Consider the following 22,732-nt stretch of genomic DNA (forward strand, 5'->3'; position numbering starts at 1 on the left):
CCGGAGGAGGGCTGGGACTCAAGCTCGCTGATCGATCAGATCAGGGCGTTGATGGCGTAATCGATGTAGCTGTTGGCTTCGGTTGCTGCGTCGCCGCTCAGACCGTGGTTGGCCTTAATGTGCTTCAGAGCTTCCACGTACCAGGAAGGGGAGAGCTCGAAGGTGCGGTTGATCTCGTCGAGACCGGCGATCAGATAGTCATCCATGGGGCCGGTGCCGCCAGCCACCAGGCAGTAGGTGACCATGCGCAGGTAGTAGCCCACGTCACGGGAGCACTTGGCCTTGCCCTCAGCGGTGGTGGAATAGTTGGACCCCTCCATCTGAGTGGTGTAGGGGAACTTGGTGTACACAGCCTGTGCAGCACCGTTCACCAGGGAATCAGCCTTGGCGGACAGAGCTTTGGCAGCTTCGAGGCTGGCCTTGGCGCGGTTGAAGCGGCCGGATGCGGCCTGCACCTCAGTGTTGCTCAGGAAGCGGCCCTGGGAGTCGGCAGCTGCGACGGCTTCGGTCAGGGGGGTTTTCATTGATCGTTAATGGTGAAGAGAACGACTGATCCGAGGGGTCGATCAGGCGACAGCGGCTGCAGCGCGGTCGAAGTAGGTGCCGATTTCGCTGCTCAGGGAAGCGCAATCGCCGGAGGTGACGCCAGCTTTGTCATTCACGATGGCCAGGGCGGCATCCTTCATCAGGTTCACGCCAGCGGCAACGGAAGCGCCGGGGGTGCCTAGAGCCAGGTATGTCTCGCGCAGGCCGTTCAGGCAGCGGTCTTCGAGTACGGAAGCATCGCCAGCGAAGCTTGCGTAGGTGACGTAGCGGAGGATGATCTCCATATCACGCAGGCAGGCAGCCATGCGGCGGGAGGTGTAAGCGTTGCCGCCGGGGGCGATCAGCGCAGGCTGCTGAGCGAACAGCTGGCGAGCTGCTGCTGCAACAATGCTGGAAGCATTGCTGGAAATGCGATTGACAGCATCAAGGCGCTTGTTGCTATCAGCCACCATTGCGGCCAAGGCGTCGATTTCGCCGGCGCTGATGAACTGTCCCCGGGCATCGGCCTGGGCGACAACCTTGGTGAAGGCGTCGAACATGAGTGAACTCCTCTTGCAGCGTCTAATGAAGGGGCTTCAAGACCTAAGGGGACTTGTCAAAAAGACCCTTTGGCTCGGTGCAGATTCTCGCGAAATGCTCCTTGCACATTCGAAGGCTGTTCATAATGCTTAACTCCTGCACCTGCCTGGAAGTATTGAATGCAGGTGAGGTTTGAAAGCGCTAAAGGTCGAAAAGAACTTTATGAATGTAATCCTCTGTCCATTGGCTTCCATAGAATCGAGATAACATTCCTCTGGCAGGATCTTTCTCGGCTCGGTACTCCGTATACCTTTTTTGACCAGCCAGTAGAAATTCGCTTCGATTTTTATCGACTGCTTTTGATTTAGAAGTTAATTCAAGATAAAGGGAAAGATAATCGTTGAAAGCTGGTCTAACTACATTTTCGATGATTTCATCGCCTTCGTCACCCAAGGGTAGTCTTGTCCATAGAAAACCAGGTGAGAAAAAAGGCTGAGCTTCTTCTGGAATCGGACCACCGCTCGGTAGCTTGGCGCTCCAATATTCAAATTTTGGAAGTAACTGATCCCAGACGTGTTGTGTATGTTGAGGGTCTGATTTGCAAGCTGGTTGCAAATCGAGTGCTAAGAGATGCCCTGAAGGAAGAGTGACTAAGTCACCTCCAAAAAAAGGTAAGTCGAAGGACGTTGAAGGATTTATAACAAAGTTTAGAACAGATGCCGAGGCGCCTGCGCTGACACAGGCTGCTCGCACTTGTCGGAATTTCTCTGTCTGGCAAGCCCAGGTCGCAGTTGTAACGGGAATGGGCTTGGATTTCGATCCGGTGATTCCCTCTTTGAGAAGAAAGTCTTTTTCTACTGGATAAGGTGTGATCTCAAAGGCTTGCAGAGCACGAATGGCATCATCAAGGAAAGGCTGCCAACTCCAGCCTGGAATTTCTATTGGATCTGTGCTTGTAGATCGGCTCATGCTCAAGATTTAGATGATGAAGGGAACAAAAATTCATGTAAGAATCGATCCGACCACTCCTTGCCAAAGTGACTGGTGAATAGGCCGTGAGCGGGATCTCGTTCAGCGCTATACACGTCGTACTGCTCTTGGAGCTGTTTAACCTCATCAGGAGCAATGGTCGATGGGGTCAGCGAGGCGTCATCGTGGAGTTTCCAATAAGCATCAAGAAAAGAGCTAAATGCTGGCGGTAATGATGTTTCAGCTTGCTCGGCACCTCCTCTGCAGAAGAGCAACCAGGATGAAAAATATTGGTTTGGATCAAACGAGCGCATTGTTTCCTCACCGTTCAATTCCGGATATTCTTTGTGTAATGCCTTGAGTCCATCAAAATAACGATCTAAATAGCTATTGTCTTGTATTAAGGGTTGAAAATCAAGGACTGCCACAAGTTTTTTTCGTGCTCCGAACCATAGGAGATCAACGCCCATCAAAGGATGATCAAGTTCATAATTTGGATACGCCACGGAATTAAGAACCTGAAGTTGTTCTCCTGCATCAAGTCTGGTGACTCTCCAGCGACGAAAGCCAGGTACATTCCATAGCCAACTACGGATCGTGCTTGTGCCCTTGGCAGAATGATTAACTTCTAAGCCTTCGGGTACATCAATGGTGGTGCCTCCACGGGCTTTGATCCCTTTAGTTAGCTGGTGGAGAAATGGATCAAACATTCGATTAGATAACGGGTGGATTGTTTGTGGCTAGTTTTCGTGCTTCATTCGCGGTTCTCAGGATCTCCTCATCGGTGGGACATTTGAATTCAGTGCAATAAGTCGTCATGGCAACACCGTTGAGGCATTGGACAGAGCTGACACGCATTCGAATTTGATCTGTCACGAACCAGCATCGTTCAATTCCCATGTTCGTGTCATATCGAGTTGTGATTGTTACAACTCCATCGTCGGCAAAATAATAGGTGCTGAGGACGGGTTGTTTCTCGACGTAGCCAACGTCTCTTAGTAAGAATCCTTTGCGTGGATCATCTTGATTTGGAATGTCAATGACGACAGCTGCGTAATCATCGTTACGCACTCCTTTCTTATTGTTGCTTTCCCACCAAAATCTTGCCCCACCTCTGCAGTCTTCAGACTTGATGTTGAGATCAGCGCAAACAGAATCGACGACAGAGTCTGAAGCGTTGAAAGGTTCGATGATCAGATTTGAATCGGCTGCTTCATCATCTTGGTGGTCATGATGGTGGACAGCACGCCGATTGAGCCAAGTTCCACGGCTTGCTTCGAAAAAATCCACCATGTTCATTGGTGTCGTTAACAATGGATTGGCCATAAGCAGCTCTCTTGTAATAAACGTGTTTTGGCTCCGAGCGTTAGATTATTTTGCTTCTTCAGATTTTTTTTGATTCACCAATTGAATCATGATTTCGTCCAGCCGTTGAAGTTCCGGATGAGCGGCAATGGTGGCGTCGATTTTCTTCTGGGAAAGTCGTAATTTTTTCCCAAGATTAACAACATCCTGGTACAACCTTTCCCTGTAAGTTGCTAGCTCATCAATGGACTCTTGTAATTCCTTAAGAGAGGGCTTTTCGGCAGGTTGTGGTTCGGTCATCATAAGAAAAAATACTGAGTCACCTTAGGTTATTGAGAATAACTTGGCGAGTTGATCGTCCTTAATTTGCATAATGCTCTAAGCACTGTCCCGCTGCAACTGCTGCAGTTCTACATATATGTTGATCAAATGCTGCGCTTGACGTCGCAAGATGACAAACCCTTGCGTGATCAACGCCCTTTTTGGGCCCCCCCCTTGCCAAGGGCTTAGCTTGACATAGCGCTTCCACCCCTACCTGGTGGTGTCAGGCCTAAGCGGCTTGTTCCCCGGGCGGTTTCAGAAGCACTGCATCTCCAAAACTGTCTGGCCCCCCAATGCTCGACGCATTTTCTCGCACAGTCGTCAGCGCTGACGCCAAAACTGCACCTGTTGGTGGTAGCGAGCTCGCTGACCTCCGTTCCTATGTGCGTGACGGCAACAAGCGTCTTGACGCTGTTAACGCCATCACCTCCAATGCCTACTGCATCGTTTCCGATGCAGTTACCGGCATGATTTGTGAGAACACCGGTCTGATCCAAGCCGGTGGCAACTGCTATCCCACCCGTCGCATGGCTGCATGCCTTCGTGATGGTGAGATCGTTCTCCGTTACATCAGCTACGCCCTTCTGGCTGGCGATGCTTCGGTTCTCGACGATCGTTGCCTGAATGGTCTGAAGGAGACCTACATCGCTCTGGGTGTTCCCACTCAGTCAGCAGCTCGCGCTGTGGCCATCATGAAGTCCGCAGCTACAGCACTGATTGATCAGACCAACACCCCTGCAAGTGGTGGTTCTAAGTACCGCAAGATGGAAACCACCCAGGGTGATTGCTCCGCGTTGGTGTCTGAAGCTGGTTCTTACTTCGATCGCGTGATCGGCGCCATCAGCTGATTGGCATCTGATTCCGACTCTTTTTTCCTTTTCAGCATCACTAATTAGGGATCACAAATGAAATCCGTTGTCACCACTGTTGTGACTGCAGCCGATGCTGCAGGTCGCTTCCCTTCACAAAACGATCTCGAAGCCGTCCAAGGCAACATTCAGCGAGCTGCTGCTCGTCTTGAGGCTGCTGAAAAGCTGGCTTCTGGTTTGGACAACGTCACCCGTGAAGCGGGCGACGCATGCTTCAACAAGTACGCTTATTTGAAGCAGCCTGGTGAAGCTGGCGATAGCCAAGTCAAAATTGACAAGTGCTACCGCGATCTTGGTCACTACCTCCGTCTGATCAACTACTGCCTGATTGTTGGCGGTACTGGTCCTCTGGATGAGTGGGGCATTGCAGGTGCTCGTGAGGTGTATCGCACCTTGGGTCTTCCTACAAATGCTTATATCGAAGCACTCACCTACACGCGTGACCGTGCATGTGCTCCTCGCGACATGAGCGCACAGGCTCTGAACGAGTTCAAGAGCTATCTTGACTATGCAATCAATGCTCTCTCCTGATCTCTTGGATCATTAGAGAATTCTGAGGGGCGTAAGCCCCTCTTTTTTATTGGTCGTGATAACCGTATCAAAGAATCATCACGCAATGCGGATGTTTCGTTTATGGTTTGATTTTAAAAAGAAGATGACAACCTTTTTGATTTCTCATAATCTTCAAGTTGACTCTGAGAATGTTCCTTCTTTTGATTTGACACAGTTATCAGAAGGATTGCAGCGCAAGGCTAATTCGGTTCAAAACATCGAATTGCTTGGCCATCCGCATTGGTTGATGTCAATAACCTCTTCTCGTTCTCCCCAAGAGCTTGCAGAGGAACTCGTTGAGGCTTGGATCCAACTCAGAGTTGAATTGGGTCATCAAGCCAATCATGTTGTTTTGGCTCTTGGAGGCAGGAAAGACTCAGACGCGGCTCCTGGATCACCTTTGCAAAGGGGTTTTTGGGGAGTTGATGTTGTTGAGACTATTGACCAGGCGGCTTTTTTAAATGCCATCAACTGGGAGAGTCTCAAAGGGAATCGCCCAGTTGAAAGTGTGTTTGAAGTGTCTACTTCAAAGAGTTAGACGAACGCGTTCATGAGGCTTTTCGCCGATTGCGACGTCGACCGCTTCGTTTGTTGTCTTTGCGCTCCTCGACCTTTTCTGTTGTCAAGGCTTTTTTGGGCGCAGAAGAGGTTTCTTTTTTTAATGGAATCAAAGGCTTGATATTACTATCTGTCGAAACTGTCAATTTTGAGACATGGAGGATTGACACACCACAACGATGTGTTGCTTGCATCCATTGATTCATGAATCTGGTGTCGATGCATATTGTTCGACTTGTTGAAGGCCTTGACCCATCCATCACGCCGGTCGAGATACGTAGGCGCTGTCCTGAAAAGGGTCCCATCCTTAAGAGTTCATCTATTAGACATCTTGCAGGTTTACTCCTGCATTGGAAAGACCGTTAAAACGTTTCTTATCCTCTGGACGAGTCGAGCTTACGTGTGGTTGTGTAGAATTTTTGCTGAAGAGAGGGGTCAGTCATGGCAGGGCTTTTTGACAATATTCATTTGGGGCTTAAGCGCGATGACGCAATCGCAATCCTTACCAAACAAGTTGTTGATTTAGAAAGTGCAAGTGATTTTTATATGGCATGTTCTCATCTGATTAATTTTCCTTGTGATGAAACAGAAGAGGCTCTTATCCTATTCCTGAGTCGATCTTCAGCAGATAATGCTGTGCGCTTGGCGCAACGCAAAGCGATAGAAGTTCTCGCACGATTAAAGTCTAATCGTGCACAATTGATCATTGCAGGTTTTCTTGAAAGTTCTGATTCTTATACAGTTGAGAATGCTGCTTGGGCGTTGGGTGAGTTGAATTGTTCAGATCGCTTAATTCATGAATCCATGATTTCTTTGCTAAGTGACCCTTCACAAAATCAGAGGGTGTTAATTCAATCGTTGGCAAAGCTTTCAGTTTCTTCTGCTATTCCATCCATCGAGTGTTTGTTGGCAAGTGAAAAAACACCGATTCGAGGTGCTGCATTGGCGGCGCTCTCCCGCTTATCAGGGGAGCAACCAAACCTTGACGATTTATCTGATTACCTTTATGAAGCCAATCAGATGGATCGACAATCGGCTGTTCAGGACATTATTGACGCTGATGCATTTCAGATACTGCCAGATCTACTGACAGCCCCAATCTCCCCTGCATTTCGCATGAGAGCGCTCCGCTCTTTAGTCAAACAATCCGATAATCTTGAACGAAAGCAGTTTGGCCTTGAAGCCATTCAAAAGGTTCTTCTAGACGATCCAAGGGATATTGTTGTTGTCCATCGTTATGACATGTCTCCTTCAACCTCATTGCTAGTTGAGAGCTTGTTCCATCCCGATTTCAGTCGTTGTTATCTTGCAATGCAATCTCTATTGTCTAGAGATGTAGAAGAGCTCTATCCTTTAATTGAAGATTGCTGGAATTCTCGAGCATATAATGATTACGGTGCTCATTACTTCTTAATGCGTTTGTTTGGGTTGATGGAGGGTTGGAGTGTGGAAGCGTTAAATCTGATCAAGCCAATTCTCCGCCAAGCGATTGCAGACAAGCGTCCACAATTTAAGAAGTCTGCTCCTGCTGCTTTCCTTTCATATGCAAGGTTGTTCCCTAATGATTGTCATGATCTCATAGAGCAATGGCTTGGTGTAGAGGGTGAACAGTCTTGGGATTACCGTTATGTGGCTCTGATGGTTATTCAATCTGATCCTAAACGGTTCGAGATCCAACAGTTTTATGAGCCAATCAAGCAACTTTCGTGCACAGATCCTGATTGGGCTGTGCGATATAAAACTGAATCAATTCTGGGTACTGTGTGAATCTATATACAGGCCTTGGAGCAACTGAAGTCACTCCGAATGCTAAGATATTCCCTGATCTGTATGTACGGGTAAATGGAAAGCAATTCTTCTTTCCCTTCGATTGATGAATTGTTTTCTGATTTTCAACATCCTAATCCGAGGATTCAGGAAGATGCCTGTGCATTGATGGTTGAACATTACCCTCAAGAAGCACTTCCCAAATTAATTGATCTACTTACCGATAAAGATCCTAAGGTTTACCGTGCAGCGGTAAAAGGTATTGGTTTGTTTGGTAGCTCTGCATTCCTTCCTTTGTTAGATGTTTATTCATCAACTGATAACCAAACTGCAAGACGTTGTGTTCCAAAGGCTTTCGTCCAGTTGTTTAAGAATTTTCCAGATCAAGCTTTCCCTGAAGAAGTGATGACCCTTCTGGAAAAAGGAGTTGATGATGATGATATGGTCGTTGTTCAAGGTGTATTGATGTGTCTTGGGCAAATCGGAAAGCAAGAAATAAGATCTAAGGAAGCAATTAAAATCCTTTCAAACTCACTCAATAGTGAAAATATTGCTTTGGTTTTTAGTGCTTCTCAAGCACTTGCCGATATTCCTGACCCTGACTCTGAAGTTGCATTGAAGGCTCTTCTTAGCGGTGCCAGTGATCCGATGATTCGCGGAGCTGCTGAATCTTCACTGGCAAGACTTGAGAATCTTATGTCGAGGCAACAGGATCAGTAGTTGCTCATGAAACAGTTTCTATTCCTGAATAATATCCACCAGCTCTGAAGTCGAAGCGTTCAACTTTGTCATCTTTGCTGCATGTTGTTTGAGAGTAATGCAAGAGCGTCTCATACCCCTCTGGTATCATTTTGGGGCATAGTCTTCCAACATCATTGGCAAAAGGACAGAAATAAACACCTGCCCAGCGATTTAAGAAACGTCCTTTAATTTCGTCAGAAAAATCAAAACCATTTTGATCGGCCAACCTAAGAATCTCTTCAGGCTCGGCTTCTGCAAAGAGCTGTCTGAATGAGGCGTTTTCCTCTAAGACTCCAAGGAAACGGATAAATTCTGCGCGTGACATGAGACATCTGCTTAGAAATACACTTTATCATTCAATGATCAAATCTGTGCGCAAGTTGCATTGTTTATTGACTCTTTATTTGGCTGGTAAATTTATTCTGATGTTTTAAAAGCACTCTCCCCTTTTGCTGACATCTATTTGGTTCGAGGACTTTTACGAGCGTAGCTTTCTATTCGCTTTCTTCTTGTGCATCTCTGCTCAAGATGTTGATGGCTACACTAAAGACTGCGGCAACTGATTCGTTGCTTTCGATTGATTTCGCCTCTCTTATCGCTTCAATTTTATTGATGGCTCCAAGTTTCATTAATGCCATGGCAGTGTTCTTTCTGACTTGAAGGTCTTCGTCAATCAACATTTTGGTTAATAGCTCTTCGACATCCTCGGCGTCACACGATTTTCCTATTAGTGTTACAGCTTCTGCTCTTACATCCGGAGAAACATCTTCTAAGGCTTCAAATACTTTTCTCTGGGCTTTTGTGTCACCCAGCGATTGTATTTGGTCTCCTAATGCTGAAATTGCTGCGACTCTTACTTCCGCTGAGTCAGAATCAGCGGCACTTAACAAGGTTTCCGGTGCCTTCGCACCAATGAAGCTCAGTGCGAGGTTAATCAGTCCTACCTGGAAAGGAGTGCAGTCTGGATTTTTGAGGATTCCCAGTAATGTTTCCATCGCATCTGGTCCAATTGTTGCCATGGCACCTGCTGAGGATCCAAGCACAACTGGGTCGTCATCTTCTAAAAATGCCTCTAATAAAAATGGCAAAGCCGCTTTATCACCAATTAAATTAATTGTTTTTGCTGATGCTCTTCTTACTACAACATTCTTGTGATGACGTAGGGCATCGCATAAAACTGGTAATGCTGTATCTCCCACGGCACCAAGGCTTTTTGCAAATGTAAGTCGTAGTGCACCTCTTTTATCTCCCAAGCCTGCAACCATCTTTTGAATTGATTCAGCGTCCGAATTTGGTATTTTGCCGTCACTTAATAGACTTCCAAGCTCTTCTGCTAAATGTAGAGCCTCTTCTTCGGTGAGCTGACTATCGCTGGTTGGCGACTCTGCATTTGAATGTTCAGACACCGAACGCTTTTTCAATCTTTTTCTAATCTACATGACGATCTTCTCGGTTGTGTCATTTGACTTCTGGACTGACCTTGCTATTAAAAAAAAGCACCCTATAGAGATAGGGTGCTTGCCGGTCAACTTTTAATGAGCCAGCTGCTTTCCGTCTTTGAATTCACTTTAAAAGTGAACTCCAAAAGGCCGGAACGGAACATTACCAGTCTGCTTGGGAGGTTGGTGTCCCGAGTATTGCTGTTGGGGCAAACGTGGTGCAGGTTTGGCCACTGCCTTATAAGTGAAGCGCACTGGCTGCACTGCATTTGCTGCAGCAGTTGCAAGGGGGTTAACAGTTCTGCTTCTGCTGCCTTGAGCATTGTCGCTCACGGCTACTTTTGTGCTAGCAAGCTCTCTCATCATATTGAATGATGATGTCATCATGCCTGCATAAGAGTCGCCTGTACGCCAATAAGGAACGATATCGGAACCGAAAACTTCAGCGTATTCTGCACTGTCAGTAAGGCTGTCAATTAAAGCATCAAAGCCTGATTCGGCCTGGAGTTTGATACTTTTTTGAATTTCTCCTTGATTCAGTGGAGGACGGCCAAGCAGGTGCTTGTAGTTCAGCTCAATTCCGCGCTGTGGAGCAACAGAGTGAAAATAGTTCTTCTTGTAAAAGGGTGATTTCGCAAGACCATTGACGAAATCACGAACTGTGATTTCACCATTCATCAAACGGGCTTCTAAGGAGCTGAGACGCTCATTTTCTGTCGGCGGTAAATTCCCCAAGACTTGTCGGTAGGCTGCAATGATTGTTCTTTCGAGAGCTGCCGAGTCCCCAGGGTGGTACTGGTCGAATACAGACCCAAAGGGACATTCGCTATGAAGTCTCGGCCCTATGCCCAAGCTCATTGTTGAGCAGGTGTTGCGTTTGAATTCTGCAATCGAACCAGCGACAGTGCGATGCGTCGTGTTCTTTCCAGCTTTACTGGTTGTGGAATAGGATGCAGGTTGTGTACGGCTTGCTGCAGCCATACCATCACGACTTGTCTGGGTACTCAGCATGATGCTAAAGGAGGGATGATTTGGGTTGAGTTTTCTCTTGAGTCGGCTTTTTTCTGAGCGAAAAATCGCTTGATCAGATGTGCTTTGCAGGAGAAAATTTGATGGCTATACGTAATTAAATCTGTTGATGATTGAATTTTGTTCTTTCTTCCCTTGTCGGGTGGGGTGTGGGGGATTTGATGTCTGCCGATTCCAATCCCTGAAAATTGGAGATATTATCTAAAAATTGGAATTGAAATCGACAAGGTAAAAAAAAGGTGGGCTTTCGCCCACCCCCTCCATCAAATCGAGAACATCAATCAGCTAAAGCTGAATATCAGCCCAGGGAGTTGATGACGTAGTCGAGAAGCTGGTTGTAAGCGGTCAGAGCCTGAGCGCTCATGTCGCGAGGTGCACAACCGCGGGAGCGGATGTGAGCGAAACCGGCAACATAGGTACCAGCATCGATGCTGAGTGCCTTGTACACTTCCTTCTGACCGTTGATTGCCAGCTCATCCAGGGGGCCAGTGCCGCCGGTGACCAGGCAGTAGTTGATCAGACGCAGGTAGTGAACGAAGTCACGCTTGCACTTCTCTTTGCCTTCGGTGGCGCACTTACGGGGCTGACGGCCGGTGGCACCGTTGGGGTACTGGGCGTACACGGCGTCGACAGCTTCTTGAGCCACGGCGTCATAGTTGCCGGCCAGCTTTTCAGCAGCCTCAAGACGTGCGGCAGCACGTTGGATGGAACCCTGAACCGACTCCATATCGGAGGAGGAAGGGAAGCGGGATGCGCTATCGGCTGCGCCGACGACGGTGGTGATGACGGACTTCATGATTGAAAATGGTTTTTTGAAGATTTATCGAAAAATCAACCTGTTGTTCAGCTGATTGCGCTGATCACCATGTCGAAGTAGCTAGCGGACTCAGCAGACAGGCTGGAGCAATCGCCAGAGGTCAGAGCCATTTTCTTGGAACCGCTGTTGGTATTAGTGATCAGAGCACTAGCAGCAGCTTTCATGATGGCGACGGCACGTGAAGCAGAACCGGTAGGAACGCCCAGTGCGGCATAGGTCTCGCGCAGGCCGTTGAGGCAACGGTCTTGCAGCACAGATGCGTCACCGGCGAGCAGTGCGTAGCTCACGTAGCGGAGAACGATCTCACCATCGCGCAGGCAAGCAGCCATCTTGCGGTTGGTGTACACACCACCGTTAGGAGCGGTCAGTCCGGTGTTCTCGCAGCAGATGCCAGCGACAGCGTCAGAAACGATGCAAGCAGCGTTGGAGGTGATGGCGTTCACTGCGTCGAGACGCTTGTTGCCATCAGCAATGAAGCTTTTCAGAGAAGCGAGCTCGCCACCGCCAATAAAAGCGCCGCTGGAATCGGCGGATACGGCAGCCCGGGAAAATGCGTCGAGCATGGGGGTTGAGGAATACGTTGTTGAGGGAGATGCATTCCGCATCACGAGTGACTTTAATCATGCTTTTTTCCTCTTCTCTTCCGGCAAGCCTGTCAGGAAACACAAGTTGACAAAAACTGCTTGAGTGTTGATTCAATACGCTTCAGCTCATGCCGCCCTGATCTTGCTAGCAGTTTTATGACATCTTTTTAAGCACTTGTAGGCAGGTCCATCTGAGAGGTATCCAGGCTGCTGTGTTAGCAAGGTCTTTAAGAAGATGCTTTTGGTCATCGAGGCCCATGGCCAGGCACCCCCAGGCTGCAGCAATCCTGGACTTGGTGTACTGAGGGATGGTTTCTGCCAGTGCTAATCGGACGAGATGGCTACGTTCGTTGATTGCTTGTAAGCTCACGACGGCTGTTAAGTAATAATGAGTTACGTAGTCACTCCATAGTTTGTCCTTGATAGCATCTATTATTAATAACTTCTCTGTTGTAGGCAAAGCCATAAGGCTCGCTGCTCCACCGTATTGGCGGGCTTCATCGCGATGCTGCAAATTGTTTTCGATTTCGATCGGTGCGGCTGGGCAGATCCATTCGGTTCTTAATCTTAATGTCTGCGGATTGTCTTGAAGTAAGCGTGTTAATGGATCAATGAATTGATCTGGAACGATGCATTTTTTCTCCGGATCAACGAGTTGAAATGCACTTTTCGCCCGAAGCGACATCGAAACTGGAGCATTTACAAGGGATTCCAAGCGATTGATATCTCCAGCATCACCCAGATCAATTACGGCCGACCGTCGTCTTCCCGCAATCGGATCAGTCAGTTGCGGAATTAGATCATCTAACCCTTTTGTTTCCCCATGAACTCTTGCTAGGTATGCTTTGGCAGCGCCGGCTACTAATGGGTTGCCGTCTTTTGCTTTTGTCCTGATGGTTTGCTCACCCTTGGTGACGCCCATTCTGCAAAGGGCTTGAATGACAGCTCTTTGCTGGATGGCTTCACCGGTCAGAGTCGCCAATAATTTGTCATGATCTTCTTCTGAAAGTGGTGCATCAATTTTTGTGATGGAATCGATTGCATTGATGATCGCTGCTTCGTCATCGCCTTTGAGCGCTTTGAATAAGTATGGCAATGCTTTGGCATTTTTTCTTCTTCCCAAGGCATCAATTGCCTTTCTCCGAGTAATTCGGTCGTATAGATTTTCAGGATCTAATTCTGATGCTTTGAGTAGGTATTCAAGTGAAATATCTGTATCACTCGCTCCTAGCCTTGTTGCAGCCATGTATTTATCGACCGGTCTTTCCAGTGTTTCTGGCTTGGCAAGGATGACCGATAGGGCGCGTTCCTCAGATAGACCCTCTACTAAGTTGTCAAACCTTTCAGGCATGTCATTGGATGATTGTTAACGGCAATCTTTTCGCAGAATGGGACTCCTGCTCCAAGATTGCTGTTTCTATTCAGTGACTCTACCATCGAGTTGGTTTTAGAGCCTTCTTTAAGGCTTTTGATGGTTGGAGCATTAATTGATAGTAGGGTTTTTCCCTGCTCTCTTGTTGCAAATATTCAATGGTCTGGTCTGTTAGCATTTAATCGTCTTTGTCTTTCTGTGATGCCAGTCTCTCCAGAAATTGAGCAATCTCTTCATCGCTTTGTGGATGCTGTCAAAGAAACAGTTACCGTTCAATCACAGCTGAACGAGATCACAGATCTTGAGCAGCTTAAAACTGTTGTTCGATCTATTGATCCGATCATTACTGGTTCTGCACTGATCCCGTATGAGCAAGCTACAAGTCCTCCGAAGATCACCATAGATTCGGGTATTCTTCAAGAACAAATTCCCTGGAGACTTTTGCGTTGCCCAGGGGGACCATTGGTTTTGCAGATGATCTGTAAAAATGTGAACTTTGCATTGTGGATTGAAAGCTGTTGATATGTCCTCTTCTCAAATTCAGGAATTTGTCGCCAAGGTTGTTTACGACCATTCAGTTGCTACGGGATTGAAAGCCTGTCAATCTGATCAGCAAATTGTTGATTATGCTTCGCAAGTTGGTTTTAATATTTCAATTCAGGAGTGGTTAGTTTTCGTTGAGTCTGATTTCTCCAGTTTGTCTTCAACAGAAAAAGAACGTATCGCAATCGTTGAGCCTCAGCATTGGTCTTGGGCATTCCGTCGGGTTCAGCCCTGGAGATCAATGCTTATGGATGGTGCATGAGCTTGCCATTGACGCAAGCCTAGAATAGAATAATTGAAATGATTCTTAGTGCAGTCATGGATGCTTCTGTCACCAACGACCAAAAAGATGCAGTTTTAGAGTCGTTTATAACTCTTGTGCGCAATGACTCTGATCTCCAAGCGCAGGTAAAATCTGCCTTGAATCAAGATCAAGTCATTGATATTGCAGCTTCACTTGGATATTCTTTTGATTCGACTACAATTTTAAGAAAATGGAGTAAGCATACTGATTTTTCTCAAGACACATGGATGGGCTGGTTTGGAGATTAACTCAGTATTTAACTATTTATATCTGAATACCTTGTTTGCTTGCTTCCTTTTTTAGCCCAATACGTTACTAGTTTCTCTCCCCCCGGCCTTGGTACTGATGCTATCGCGCGTAATATTTTGAAGGTTCTGTTAGGTCCCATTGGCCAATTTCCCACTGCTTTAACTGTTCTTATTTTGCCACCCATTCTCTTGAGACATTCTTCGAACTTATCCAGCTGAGTTTGATCAACTGTTTCAAACATGAAATCACTACCCTCGCATATTAAATGATGAGAGCGAATCCATGCTTTCATTTGTTTATCTACATCAAACATTACTGCTTATGTGTTTTCTCCAATCATCGTTAATTATATCGTCAAGGTATTTGATTCGCTTGAACTTAAGTAGACCATGCTCTGACCCCCACAGTTGTTCATCCGTTTTTGGATCATATCCTCTATCTCTGCTGATCCATTTTTCTTGATTGACTTCTACTTCACTCACTAAATAGGTTAGTTTGCCGTCACGGGGAACTAGGCATTTCTTGCCAGGTTCAACTCTCCCTATATACTCACCTTTTTTAATGAGTTCGAAGTGCATTGCGCATCCGCATCTTTCATTCATTGACAACTCTTTTAATCCTTTAAGTATTTCTGGGTTTTTCCCCCCACCTGCTAGTCTCTTTGGCTTCTCAAAACCATAATTATGCATTATAAATAAATTATCTTGATGGGTTAATTTGTGAATGCCTTGTCGATATGGGTCCCAAGGAGCGTAGTCATAACATTGTTCTGAGTAAAAACCTGGCCCGTCAAATATCTCCCATGGTAATGGGCGAAAGTAGATGTTAATTCTCGCAAAATCTTGGGGATTGTTTTGAGATTGCTCTAAATTGTCGTAGACACCGGAGAGAGTTTTTGCAAACTCTAATAGCTTAATGTCTTGCATTACAATTAATTAGGGTTGAATCCGACGAACTTCTGAGGCAAATGATGTTTGTAAAATTCCAGATCCGGCTGATGTTTTGAGTATTGATGATCTGCACCTTACATTTTCAGTTGCGAACCAAATCCGTTCTTCAGCAATTGATTGCTCGTATTGAGTGGTTAAAATAAATGTACCGTCTTCCAAAAAGTGATAGTCTGACTTCGCTGTTTCAGACTCTGCATATCCAACACTTCTTAGCAATTCACCTGATGAATGGCCTTTTGGAATGGGCAAGATGATGCAACTTCCTTTTGCGACTTCAGTCGGATCATCAGGTTCCCAATCACTTTCAGCAGACCACTCCATTTTAAATGGCGATATTATTGATGATATAAGTGCTTCAGAATGATTGTAAGACTCAAGCAGACTCTTAACTCTTGGGTCGTTTTTGCTTATCTTCTCTATCTTAATTTCACTTAGAACATCTTCGAAGTATTGAAAAGCAAGTGAATGACCGGACCGCATCGATCGCCATTCGCCCTCACTTTGAGCAACGAATTGCTCAATATTCATTTGAGTTGTTAATTCCGCTGATGATACGGTCATCCAAGGCAGGACGGTTATTCTGCATCATGTTAACCATAGAATCGATCATCATGGACATCGCCATGGGTTTAGACGATACAGATTGATGAAATGCTTTGTCTTGATTAGGTTGTTCGCTTGAAGTAGGGCGAAGAATTGGCATTTGTTAACCCCCTTCAGGGTTGATTCGTTTTGAAATGGCTTGGGATATGGTGATTCCCGTAACCAATTATCGCCGATGGCAGTCATTGGTTATGGGTTTACGTCTTAGCTTTAAGCCTTCGTAATGGAAATGATTTTGCCACCCTGAGCAAGGATACTTCGGATGGTCCCTGACATGGAACTTTGCATCACTACAGATTTTTGTACTGCCCTTCGGTTACCCCCAACTTGGCGTCGCGAGGTCCAATTAATTGTGAGAGCCGCAGCATTTCCCACACTCTTTCTTTCAAGTATTGTCGGGGATTGATTCGTGCAAATGCTGGTCAGAAGCGTTGACTCTTTTTTTGCTCCATCAAAGCCAGCATACCCAGCATCACTAACGGCTGCACGTGTGTAGAAATTGGTTTGACCACCTACGATAGAATTTCTCGCTCTATTGTATGGAACAGTATCAATTCCAAATGCAGCTAGATACTCTTCGCTGTACGTGTAACTTGCCATTTCGGCTTCATACCCTTCGGTTTGGAGAAGTTTTACGTGCTCCATCACTTCTGTTTGATCTTTGGGTGGGCGTCCTAATAAATGCTTGAAATTCAGTTCTACAAATTTATACGGATTGTTTGGGGTTAGGAATAATTGCTTATATGTCTCTGATTGAGCCATTGCGGTCACCATTGCCTGTACGGTCAAGTCACCGTTCATAAACAAGGCCTCGATTGACTCATTTTTATCAAGCTCCATCATGTGCCGGTTACCGAAAACTTGGCGATAGGCTTGCTGAATTACTTCAGCGGCGTGGCTGGTATCAATGTTTGCTTTTGAAGCAAGAGTTGTTGTGGTTGTCATGTGTCAGAGAAGTAAAAAAATAGAGGGTTTCTTTCGCTGAAACCCTCTAATGAAATCGTCGGTTTTGGTTTACATCACTTCTGTGATGGATACAATTTTCCCGCCTCTTGCATGGATGTATTTGATTTGGCTAGACATGTCTTTGCCCGAAACGAGATAGGTGCTTCCAGATGTTCTTTGTCTAGACATCCGCGTCTGATTGGCAACAACAATTCTGAAGCGTTTTTTGGTCGGATCTGGTGCACCAGACTGTGTGCCAGTGCGATTAATCCGTGTTGTTGTACTGCTCCAACCTTTGGGAACAGTTCCTGTTGCGACGGACCGTACAAGTGATGAACTGCTCAAAACAGTGTCACTCGCTGCAAATCCTTCGGCAAGGCTCAAGTGCCTGTTAAAGGCAACCTGTGAACGTCCGCTTTCGCTGAGAATCCTTGCATAGGGAACAGTGTCTTCGCCAAACACACTTTGGTATTCTTCCGAATCCACATAACTTGCGATTTCTGCTTCATACCCCCCTTCCGCGAGAATTTGGGTGTGTGCGCTGATTTCTGCCTGAGACTGTGGTGCCCTTCCAAGGAAGTGCTTGAAGTTCAGTTCAATGAAACGATAAGGTGCATTTGTTTCAAAGAAGCGTTTCTTGTATTCCGCGGAAAGGCCAATCGCACGAACCAATTCGCGAGTACTCAAATAACCATCGATGAACTTACTTTCGGCGGAAAGAGCTCTTTCAAACTCCATGAGATGAGGATTCCCCATCACCTGTTTGTAAGTTGCCCGAATCAGTGTGTTGAGTTGATCACTGGTGTCTCCAGGGCAACGTTGGAATGTTTCCTGCTCGCGTTGTCCAAGACCAAAGGTCACATATGAATCACCGCGCATCGGTGCACTATCTTTCCCTGAAGTGATACCGGGCTGTTTGCTATCAAATCTTCCTTTCGCGAAGGTTTTGCTTGGAATAACTCCAACAGCTTGGCTGGGAACACTGATTCTTGGAGCTAACCCACTTGCCAGACTACGAGTAAGTGCTGGGCTTCCTCCTCTTGCACTGTCGCTACCAGCAAAACTCTTTTGCAACGCTGCAAGCATTGGGAATGCTGCGGTTGAAAGATCTGCAGGTGAGCTCCAGGAACGTGCGTAAGGAACGATATCGCTGCCAAATACTTCAAGATATTCAGCAGAATCAACAATGCTATCGATAACTGTATCGTGCCCATGTTCCGACAAGAGTGCAATTTTTGCTGAAATTTCTGCTTGAGTCTCTGGGGCTCTTCCTAAGAGATGTTTGTAATTCAGCTCAATGCCACGTTGTGGTGCGACCGAACTAAAAAATCGAGATTTGTAGAAACTTGATTTTGCGAGCCCTTTAATGAATTCTCTTACAGTCAGTCTTCCATCTCTAAGTTCAGCTTCAAGCTCAACGGAACGCTCAAAGTCCATGACGTGAGCGTTGCCAAACACCTGACGATAAGCCGCCGCGATGACTTCGTTAAGTGAGGCAGAGTCATCGGGGCTGTAGCACTCTGTTGTCACCCTGTGTGGGCAATCTTCGTGGCTCCTTGGGCCCACTCCAATTGCCATGTTGTCGCATGATTGCTTCAGAAACTCTCCAATTGTGAGAGCAGCTTTCGGCGCACCCTGGTTTTTCCTTTGGAAACCCACAGGGGTGTTCCATTTTGATGTTGCACCGAAGCCGAGGGAAGAAGCGTTGCTTGCCATGATTTGCGTCGAGTGGAGGGATTGAAGGGGTGGAGAGGGAAGTGTGCGAACTGATTCTTATGTCACTGGTGTAATGCTTGAAATTTTTCCGCCTTCCTTATGAATACGTTTGAATTGCTCCGATAGTTTATCGAACGGAACATAGTAAATTCGATTGCTTCTTGTGTATCTTGATATTCTCTTGAGGTTGGTCGTGCTGTAGCCGGTGACTTCGATCTTGTAGGTTTGCCCTTGATCGCTTGCCCCGGCTCCCAATCGAGTTGCTGCATCCTCGAGATTTTTCGATGGACGGAAACTCCAGCCAGTTGCTTCTGTTGAGGATGGTGGGACCACCGCAATGGGCCTGTTCTGATAAGCAGAGCCTCCAAGCTTGCTCCTAATGCCTGCCAAGTCACCCTTCAAGCTGCTGCTGCTATTTCCTCGAAGGAGTTGGAAGCTCCAAGTAAACTCCTGCATTGTTCCACAGCTTTCAGTTTTCCAACCTCGCTGATAAGGGACAATCCATTCACCAAATGTATTTTGATAATCTGCTGAATCTAAAAAACTATCGATGTCGGCTTCATAACCTTTGCTATCTAACCGATCTGCGTGGCTCCGCATCTCTTCATAGCTTTCTGGTGCGCGACCTAGGAGGTGTCTGAAGGCTAATTCGATGTACCTGTATCTTGCGCATGTGTCGAAGAACCGACTGGTGTAGAGAGAACTCTTCGCAATTCTGCGAACCATTTCACGAACACTGATCTCTCCCAACTTGAATTGGGATTCAGTGATGACTTGTCGTTCGCTGTCCATGACATAGGCATTCCCAAGCACTTGCTTGTAGACAGCCCTTATGATTTGCTCCTTCTTGGCGTCATCGTCGCCAGAGATCAGTTCTAGAGGTGCTTCACTCTCTTCCGAGAAGCGTTCGACCCCGAGGAGCGAAGCAGGACCGAAGGGCATGAAGGTTCTCACATGTCGCCTAGCAATACTCGTTCACCTCCCCTCCCTGGGGGCCGGTTCTTTATAAACCTCAATCAATCTTGTCCGAATATTGCTAATTGTTGAGAATCTGGTTTTTTCTCCTTTTTAGCGTTCTTTCGTGGTAAGGATCACCTGCCAATTAAGCTCTCTAAACTGCTTCTAGTTGTTGAGCGAGTGTACGGGTTCCAGCAATCAAGCTCTATAGCAGATCTCGCAAGCAGTGCATCTACTTTGTCTTCTAAACCCCTGCAGAATGAAAAATCTGCTCCTTTGATTGATTGAACGGTATCGAGTGCTGCGCCCTCAAGGTCTGCTCCTCTGAGGTCAACTAGATCCATTTCGCAGGTCCCAAAGCGAGTGTTTCGGCACATGGTTCCGCGCATGGTGGCTGATCTCAAGTCTGAGCCAGCTAAAGACACATTATCTAGTATCGCTCCACTTAAGTCAGTGCCGCTGAGGTAAGCGCCAAGAAGTGCTGCTCCTCTTAGATCGATCCCTCTTAAATCAGTGTTATTCAGATAAACTCCATTCAGTTTTGCTCCTGGTCCTACGGCTCCTGAAGTTCTGATGTCAAAGCCATCTGGAGTCTTTGTTGTGTTGTCGTAAATAGCCAGTCGTAAATCAGCGTCCTTGAGGTTACATTGACTCAGATCAGTCCCCCTCAAATCACATCGACACAGTTTTGAGCCGGATAAATCAAGCGAACCCAGATTCTTGTTACGCCAGTCTGAGCCGCGCGCGTCGTTGACCTTCTCGTCTGAGTCTGGTGAACAAAGCTCCGGTTCTGACCATGTCTTGAGGTTTAGAAAACCTTGGTTTGTCATTGAATTGACTCTTTCTTGTTTGCCGCCAATTCTAGAATAATGACCATAGCACCAACGCCTATATATTTTAAATTCTCTGCCAACGCTCACTCTTTGTATATTGATTCTTCAATGCTCCTTTTTTAGGTTTATGGAATACTCTCCCTATATTTGTTCTGTCAATTTATACATGCAAAAAACCTGTTGACCTCGGAGAAGGAGTCAACAGGTTTGTGCTATTTAAATGGCGAATAATCGTTATAAGTTCACCCGAGTTGCGTATTGATGTTTCAGCGCCATGTTTTTGTTGTTTTGGGTTGATACATCGATTGAAATGCTCTGGATTTCGGGTCTGTTACTGCTGAAGAATACTTGAATCCGCTGACGTCTCCTCCTTTCGCTGAACTGAGATTCCGTGCAGCAGCAAATTCCATGACGAGTTGGCTACGGCCTTCGATGATCGTGTCCGATGCAGCATTTCCTGTGGTGACTTTGCCAAGGTTGACAAATGTCGAGCAATAAGAACCAGCTTCTGAATTCCATGCTCTGAGGTAGGGAACAGTGTCTGTTCCAAAAACTTCAAGGTATTCCCCAGAATGTGTGACGCTGTCAACCAAGGCATCAAATCCTTGTTCAGCGATTAGTGCAATGTATTTGCTGACTTCTGCTTGGTTGCGAGGTGGTCTTCCGAGAAGATGCTTGAGGTTTAGTTCTATGCCGCGAATGGGAGACACTTTTGAATAATATTTTTCTTTGTATAGGTCTGATTTTGCCAAGCCATTCACAAAATCTCTTACCGTGATTTCTCCGCTGCTTAACTTTGATTCAAGTTCAATGCATCGTTGCGAATTACTGGGTCGCAGATTTCCGAAAACTTGCCTGTAAGCACCTTCAACTGCAACCTGGAGAGCTGCTTGACCTGTGCTTGCGTATTCATCTGCAATGCTGCTATATGGGCATTCTGAATGCAATCGTGGGCCAATGCCAAGTCCCATTGCATTGCAATGATTCTCTTTGAATTGCTGATTTGTTTTCGCGGCTTTTCCGTTTCGTGGAATTAAAGAACCGCTAGAAATCTCTTGTCGATAACGATTGATTGCTGTGTTTTGGCGGGGCTTCGCAGCGTTGCTGGCCGTATAGGACACTCGGTCTTCACTGGTGAAATCCCGTGTCGGCTTGATTACGACCATGGCGTAGTGCTTTCAATATCGCTGCATAATTTTAAGTGCCTTGCTCGGTATAAGTTCCCCCTTGTTCGTCGCTCGCAACAAAATGTTTCGTGCGTTTTGCCTCTCTCTGATTGTTTTTAGTTAGGTCTTGCCGATTGGGGCAGTCTTGGTTGGATGTGCTGTTTGTTAAGTTTGGTGACCGTGCCCGCGTTCTGATTTTTAAGGGGTTTCGTCCTTCCGAAGAGCTTTGCTATTGCTCGTGCTCTGCGTTAATGGTTTTTTATCGTTTTGATTTTTTTGTGCGACTTTGTTTTTATTCCGTGTTCTTTGGTTGGTTTGACCTGTTTCTTTTTTCTCCTTGTCTGTTGAGGTTTTGGTTACCGGGTGGTGTATATCTCTGCAATAAGAGTTAATGTAATTCTCGTTACCTCTATGCCTCCGACTGTTATGAAGGCTAGCCAGGCTCTTAGAGCCCATTCTGGCGTTTTTTGCAATTTGGGTGTATCGAGTGTGTTGTTCGTCTGGATTTTCGTTTCCCATTGCATGTCTCGCCAATCAGCGTCGTATCGCGGTAATTGTTGGTATATCGGTTGTTCTCCAGTTGGTTTGCCTGGGATAACTCTTGTTCTTTGAGATGGTATTTCGTCGTACCCAAACGATTGCATGTACTCATCGCTGTTTAAGATCTCGTCAACAAAAGTGTTAAAGCCTTTTTCCGCGATGCGAATTGACCAGCTGATTCTTTCACTTTGGCCATGTGTTTGTCGTCCAAGCACTCTTCCAATCACTTGGTCAACGAGTCGATAGTTTGTATTACAGTTTACATACCCTTCTTGAAACCGCCGAGACAGTAGTAATCCTCGAATGAAATCCCGCGCCGTAATGCTGCCGTTGCGAAATTGCGATTCTAGGTTGATATCCCTGTCGCATTTCATGGCATGGAAAAACACTTGCCTGTAAGCATCTTCAATTTGGATGTTTCGGTCTTCTTGACTTGGGAATGCCGCCTTCTTCGGCTGTGAGCTCAGGCCTCCTAGGTCACCGACGCGTTGGTTCTGGCTTGTCAACGGGTACTCCAGCAGCTGAAGTGCCATCGGTA

General features: G+C 46.4%; 29 protein-coding genes. 8 read left to right on the forward strand and 21 right to left on the reverse strand.

Translation table 11 applies throughout. The annotated features are described in order from the left end of the window. Positions 1-35: 35 nt before the first annotated feature. From cpcA to SynA1825c_RS02395, 6 genes are all read right to left on the reverse strand, one after another. Complete coding sequence (cpcA, locus tag SynA1825c_RS02370; RefSeq protein ID WP_186470122.1) at positions 36-524, reverse strand: phycocyanin subunit alpha; 489 nt, start codon at positions 522-524, stop codon at positions 36-38. Between the two features lie 42 nt (positions 525-566). Further along, positions 567-1,085, reverse strand: a complete 519-nt coding sequence (locus SynA1825c_RS02375; protein WP_186470123.1) for a phycocyanin subunit beta — start codon at positions 1,083-1,085, stop codon at positions 567-569. Positions 1,086-1,266: 181 nt separating this feature from the next. Continuing rightward, positions 1,267-2,034: a phycoerythrobilin:ferredoxin oxidoreductase gene (locus SynA1825c_RS02380; RefSeq protein ID WP_370523176.1), complete on the reverse strand. Its 768-nt coding sequence runs from the start codon at positions 2,032-2,034 to the stop codon at positions 1,267-1,269. A gap of 2 nt (positions 2,035-2,036) precedes the next feature. Then, on the reverse strand, positions 2,037-2,744 hold the full coding sequence (locus SynA1825c_RS02385; protein ID WP_186470125.1) for a 15,16-dihydrobiliverdin:ferredoxin oxidoreductase: 708 nt from the start codon (positions 2,742-2,744) through the stop codon (positions 2,037-2,039). A gap of 4 nt (positions 2,745-2,748) precedes the next feature. Beyond that, on the reverse strand, positions 2,749-3,360 hold the full coding sequence (locus SynA1825c_RS02390; protein WP_255477029.1) for a phycobiliprotein lyase: 612 nt from the start codon (positions 3,358-3,360) through the stop codon (positions 2,749-2,751). Positions 3,361-3,405: 45 nt separating this feature from the next. After that, positions 3,406-3,639 carry a hypothetical protein gene (locus tag SynA1825c_RS02395; protein ID WP_186470126.1) on the reverse strand — a complete coding sequence of 78 codons (234 nt, stop codon included), beginning with the start codon at positions 3,637-3,639 and terminating at the stop codon, positions 3,406-3,408. Positions 3,640-3,953: 314 nt separating this feature from the next. Here SynA1825c_RS02395 and cpeB point away from each other — a divergent pair, with 314 nt between their 5' ends. The 5 genes from cpeB (at position 3,954) to SynA1825c_RS02420 (ending at position 8,126) form a co-directional block, all read left to right on the forward strand. Beyond that, a complete protein-coding gene (gene cpeB / locus SynA1825c_RS02400) occupies positions 3,954-4,508 on the forward strand; it encodes a class 1 C-phycoerythrin subunit beta (RefSeq protein ID WP_186470127.1) in 555 nt (184 codons plus the stop codon). A 57-nt stretch (positions 4,509-4,565) separates the two neighbouring features. Beyond that, complete coding sequence (gene cpeA, locus SynA1825c_RS02405) at positions 4,566-5,060, forward strand: class 1 C-phycoerythrin subunit alpha (protein WP_186470128.1); 495 nt, start codon at positions 4,566-4,568, stop codon at positions 5,058-5,060. A gap of 91 nt (positions 5,061-5,151) precedes the next feature. Then, positions 5,152-5,619: a DUF2656 family protein gene (locus SynA1825c_RS02410; RefSeq protein ID WP_255478434.1), complete on the forward strand. Its 468-nt coding sequence runs from the start codon at positions 5,152-5,154 to the stop codon at positions 5,617-5,619. 461 nt (positions 5,620-6,080) lie between these two features. Continuing rightward, the gene (locus SynA1825c_RS02415) at positions 6,081-7,406 is read left to right on the forward strand and encodes a HEAT repeat domain-containing protein (RefSeq protein ID WP_186470129.1); all 1,326 of its coding nucleotides are present in this window, start codon (positions 6,081-6,083) and stop codon (positions 7,404-7,406) included. 75 nt (positions 7,407-7,481) lie between these two features. Beyond that, on the forward strand, positions 7,482-8,126 hold the full coding sequence (locus SynA1825c_RS02420) for a HEAT repeat domain-containing protein (protein ID WP_186470130.1): 645 nt from the start codon (positions 7,482-7,484) through the stop codon (positions 8,124-8,126). A gap of 4 nt (positions 8,127-8,130) precedes the next feature. On the opposite strand, the gene SynA1825c_RS02425 is transcribed toward SynA1825c_RS02420, so the two are convergent. From SynA1825c_RS02425 to SynA1825c_RS02450, 6 genes are all read right to left on the reverse strand, one after another. Beyond that, positions 8,131-8,472 (reverse strand): Nif11-like leader peptide family natural product precursor, encoded by a 342-nt coding sequence (locus SynA1825c_RS02425; protein ID WP_186470131.1) that lies wholly within the window; start codon positions 8,470-8,472, stop codon positions 8,131-8,133. A gap of 169 nt (positions 8,473-8,641) precedes the next feature. Continuing rightward, the gene (locus SynA1825c_RS02430; RefSeq protein ID WP_255477031.1) at positions 8,642-9,568 is read right to left on the reverse strand and encodes a HEAT repeat domain-containing protein; all 927 of its coding nucleotides are present in this window, start codon (positions 9,566-9,568) and stop codon (positions 8,642-8,644) included. 147 nt (positions 9,569-9,715) lie between these two features. Further along, on the reverse strand, positions 9,716-10,597 hold the full coding sequence (locus SynA1825c_RS02435; RefSeq protein WP_186470132.1) for a phycobilisome rod-core linker polypeptide: 882 nt from the start codon (positions 10,595-10,597) through the stop codon (positions 9,716-9,718). A gap of 316 nt (positions 10,598-10,913) precedes the next feature. Continuing rightward, positions 10,914-11,411, reverse strand: coding sequence for a class 2 C-phycoerythrin subunit alpha (gene mpeA / locus SynA1825c_RS02440; protein ID WP_186470133.1), 498 nt, complete (start codon positions 11,409-11,411; stop codon positions 10,914-10,916). A 47-nt stretch (positions 11,412-11,458) separates the two neighbouring features. Then, a complete protein-coding gene (locus tag SynA1825c_RS02445) occupies positions 11,459-11,995 on the reverse strand; it encodes a bleomycin hydrolase (protein WP_186470134.1) in 537 nt (178 codons plus the stop codon). Positions 11,996-12,170: 175 nt separating this feature from the next. After that, on the reverse strand, positions 12,171-13,367 hold the full coding sequence (locus SynA1825c_RS02450; RefSeq protein ID WP_186470135.1) for a HEAT repeat domain-containing protein: 1,197 nt from the start codon (positions 13,365-13,367) through the stop codon (positions 12,171-12,173). A gap of 222 nt (positions 13,368-13,589) precedes the next feature. On the opposite strand from SynA1825c_RS02450, the gene SynA1825c_RS02455 reads away from it, so the two are divergent. From SynA1825c_RS02455 to SynA1825c_RS02465, 3 genes are read left to right on the forward strand one after another with little or no spacing between them, the layout of a single operon-like run. Continuing rightward, a complete protein-coding gene (locus SynA1825c_RS02455) occupies positions 13,590-13,910 on the forward strand; it encodes a hypothetical protein (protein WP_186470967.1) in 321 nt (106 codons plus the stop codon). 1 nt (position 13,911) lies between these two features. Further along, positions 13,912-14,193, forward strand: a complete 282-nt coding sequence (locus SynA1825c_RS02460; protein WP_186470136.1) for a Nif11-like leader peptide family natural product precursor — start codon at positions 13,912-13,914, stop codon at positions 14,191-14,193. A 56-nt stretch (positions 14,194-14,249) separates the two neighbouring features. Continuing rightward, positions 14,250-14,483, forward strand: a complete 234-nt coding sequence (locus SynA1825c_RS02465; RefSeq protein ID WP_186470137.1) for a Nif11-like leader peptide family natural product precursor — start codon at positions 14,250-14,252, stop codon at positions 14,481-14,483. An 8-nt stretch (positions 14,484-14,491) separates the two neighbouring features. On the opposite strand, the gene SynA1825c_RS13580 is transcribed toward SynA1825c_RS02465, so the two are convergent. The 9 genes from SynA1825c_RS13580 to SynA1825c_RS02505 all read right to left on the reverse strand — a co-directional run bounded on the left by SynA1825c_RS13580 (position 14,492) and on the right by SynA1825c_RS02505 (position 22,727). Continuing rightward, positions 14,492-14,797, reverse strand: a complete 306-nt coding sequence (locus SynA1825c_RS13580) for a CpeR family transcriptional regulator (protein ID WP_222930222.1) — start codon at positions 14,795-14,797, stop codon at positions 14,492-14,494. After that, complete coding sequence (locus SynA1825c_RS02470) at positions 14,790-15,410, reverse strand: chromophore lyase CpcT/CpeT (protein ID WP_186470138.1); 621 nt, start codon at positions 15,408-15,410, stop codon at positions 14,790-14,792. The genes SynA1825c_RS13580 and SynA1825c_RS02470 overlap by 8 nt, the downstream gene beginning before the upstream one ends. Before the next feature lie 9 nt (positions 15,411-15,419). Continuing rightward, positions 15,420-15,962: a phycobiliprotein lyase gene (locus SynA1825c_RS02475; protein WP_186470968.1), complete on the reverse strand. Its 543-nt coding sequence runs from the start codon at positions 15,960-15,962 to the stop codon at positions 15,420-15,422. Positions 15,963-16,247: 285 nt separating this feature from the next. Continuing rightward, positions 16,248-16,982: a phycobilisome rod-core linker polypeptide gene (locus SynA1825c_RS02480; RefSeq protein WP_186470139.1), complete on the reverse strand. Its 735-nt coding sequence runs from the start codon at positions 16,980-16,982 to the stop codon at positions 16,248-16,250. A 69-nt stretch (positions 16,983-17,051) separates the two neighbouring features. Further along, positions 17,052-18,698 carry a phycobilisome rod-core linker polypeptide gene (locus tag SynA1825c_RS02485; protein WP_186470140.1) on the reverse strand — a complete coding sequence of 549 codons (1,647 nt, stop codon included), beginning with the start codon at positions 18,696-18,698 and terminating at the stop codon, positions 17,052-17,054. A 57-nt stretch (positions 18,699-18,755) separates the two neighbouring features. Further along, positions 18,756-19,640, reverse strand: a complete 885-nt coding sequence (locus SynA1825c_RS02490) for a phycobilisome linker polypeptide (protein WP_186470141.1) — start codon at positions 19,638-19,640, stop codon at positions 18,756-18,758. A gap of 149 nt (positions 19,641-19,789) precedes the next feature. After that, positions 19,790-20,485 carry a pentapeptide repeat-containing protein gene (locus SynA1825c_RS02495; protein ID WP_186470969.1) on the reverse strand — a complete coding sequence of 232 codons (696 nt, stop codon included), beginning with the start codon at positions 20,483-20,485 and terminating at the stop codon, positions 19,790-19,792. A gap of 269 nt (positions 20,486-20,754) precedes the next feature. Beyond that, positions 20,755-21,654 (reverse strand): phycobilisome rod-core linker polypeptide, encoded by a 900-nt coding sequence (locus SynA1825c_RS02500; protein ID WP_186470142.1) that lies wholly within the window; start codon positions 21,652-21,654, stop codon positions 20,755-20,757. Positions 21,655-22,010: 356 nt separating this feature from the next. Beyond that, a complete protein-coding gene (locus SynA1825c_RS02505; protein ID WP_186470143.1) occupies positions 22,011-22,727 on the reverse strand; it encodes a phycobilisome rod-core linker polypeptide in 717 nt (238 codons plus the stop codon). Positions 22,728-22,732: the final 5 nt, after the last annotated feature.

It is taken from the genome of Synechococcus sp. A18-25c (assembly GCF_014280035.1).
GTDB lineage: Bacteria > Cyanobacteriota > Cyanobacteriia > PCC-6307 > Cyanobiaceae > Synechococcus_C.

Coding starts and splice junctions, on each gene's coding strand:
- cpcA (WP_186470122.1), bottom strand. CDS start 524: ATGAAAACCCCCCTGACCGAAGCCGTCGCAGCTGCCGACTCCCAGGGC.
- SynA1825c_RS02375 (WP_186470123.1), bottom strand. CDS start 1,085: ATGTTCGACGCCTTCACCAAGGTTGTCGCCCAGGCCGATGCCCGGGGA.
- SynA1825c_RS02380 (WP_370523176.1), bottom strand. CDS start 2,034: ATGAGCCGATCTACAAGCACAGATCCAATAGAAATTCCAGGCTGGAGT.
- SynA1825c_RS02385 (WP_186470125.1), bottom strand. CDS start 2,744: ATGTTTGATCCATTTCTCCACCAGCTAACTAAAGGGATCAAAGCCCGT.
- SynA1825c_RS02390 (WP_255477029.1), bottom strand. CDS start 3,360: ATGGCCAATCCATTGTTAACGACACCAATGAACATGGTGGATTTTTTC.
- SynA1825c_RS02395 (WP_186470126.1), bottom strand. CDS start 3,639: ATGACCGAACCACAACCTGCCGAAAAGCCCTCTCTTAAGGAATTACAA.
- cpeB (WP_186470127.1), top strand. CDS start 3,954: ATGCTCGACGCATTTTCTCGCACAGTCGTCAGCGCTGACGCCAAAACT.
- cpeA (WP_186470128.1), top strand. CDS start 4,566: ATGAAATCCGTTGTCACCACTGTTGTGACTGCAGCCGATGCTGCAGGT.
- SynA1825c_RS02410 (WP_255478434.1), top strand. CDS start 5,152: ATGTTTCGTTTATGGTTTGATTTTAAAAAGAAGATGACAACCTTTTTG.
- SynA1825c_RS02415 (WP_186470129.1), top strand. CDS start 6,081: ATGGCAGGGCTTTTTGACAATATTCATTTGGGGCTTAAGCGCGATGAC.
- SynA1825c_RS02420 (WP_186470130.1), top strand. CDS start 7,482: ATGGAAAGCAATTCTTCTTTCCCTTCGATTGATGAATTGTTTTCTGAT.
- SynA1825c_RS02425 (WP_186470131.1), bottom strand. CDS start 8,472: ATGTCACGCGCAGAATTTATCCGTTTCCTTGGAGTCTTAGAGGAAAAC.
- SynA1825c_RS02435 (WP_186470132.1), bottom strand. CDS start 10,597: ATGCTGAGTACCCAGACAAGTCGTGATGGTATGGCTGCAGCAAGCCGT.
- mpeA (WP_186470133.1), bottom strand. CDS start 11,411: ATGAAGTCCGTCATCACCACCGTCGTCGGCGCAGCCGATAGCGCATCC.
- SynA1825c_RS02445 (WP_186470134.1), bottom strand. CDS start 11,995: ATGCTCGACGCATTTTCCCGGGCTGCCGTATCCGCCGATTCCAGCGGC.
- SynA1825c_RS02450 (WP_186470135.1), bottom strand. CDS start 13,367: ATGCCTGAAAGGTTTGACAACTTAGTAGAGGGTCTATCTGAGGAACGC.
- SynA1825c_RS02455 (WP_186470967.1), top strand. CDS start 13,590: ATGCCAGTCTCTCCAGAAATTGAGCAATCTCTTCATCGCTTTGTGGAT.
- SynA1825c_RS02460 (WP_186470136.1), top strand. CDS start 13,912: ATGTCCTCTTCTCAAATTCAGGAATTTGTCGCCAAGGTTGTTTACGAC.
- SynA1825c_RS02465 (WP_186470137.1), top strand. CDS start 14,250: ATGGATGCTTCTGTCACCAACGACCAAAAAGATGCAGTTTTAGAGTCG.
- SynA1825c_RS13580 (WP_222930222.1), bottom strand. CDS start 14,797: ATGTTTGATGTAGATAAACAAATGAAAGCATGGATTCGCTCTCATCAT.
- SynA1825c_RS02470 (WP_186470138.1), bottom strand. CDS start 15,410: ATGCAAGACATTAAGCTATTAGAGTTTGCAAAAACTCTCTCCGGTGTC.
- SynA1825c_RS02475 (WP_186470968.1), bottom strand. CDS start 15,962: ATGAATATTGAGCAATTCGTTGCTCAAAGTGAGGGCGAATGGCGATCG.
- SynA1825c_RS02480 (WP_186470139.1), bottom strand. CDS start 16,982: ATGACAACCACAACAACTCTTGCTTCAAAAGCAAACATTGATACCAGC.
- SynA1825c_RS02485 (WP_186470140.1), bottom strand. CDS start 18,698: ATGGCAAGCAACGCTTCTTCCCTCGGCTTCGGTGCAACATCAAAATGG.
- SynA1825c_RS02490 (WP_186470141.1), bottom strand. CDS start 19,640: ATGCCCTTCGGTCCTGCTTCGCTCCTCGGGGTCGAACGCTTCTCGGAA.
- SynA1825c_RS02495 (WP_186470969.1), bottom strand. CDS start 20,485: ATGACAAACCAAGGTTTTCTAAACCTCAAGACATGGTCAGAACCGGAG.
- SynA1825c_RS02500 (WP_186470142.1), bottom strand. CDS start 21,654: ATGGTCGTAATCAAGCCGACACGGGATTTCACCAGTGAAGACCGAGTG.
- SynA1825c_RS02505 (WP_186470143.1), bottom strand. CDS start 22,727: ATGGCACTTCAGCTGCTGGAGTACCCGTTGACAAGCCAGAACCAACGC.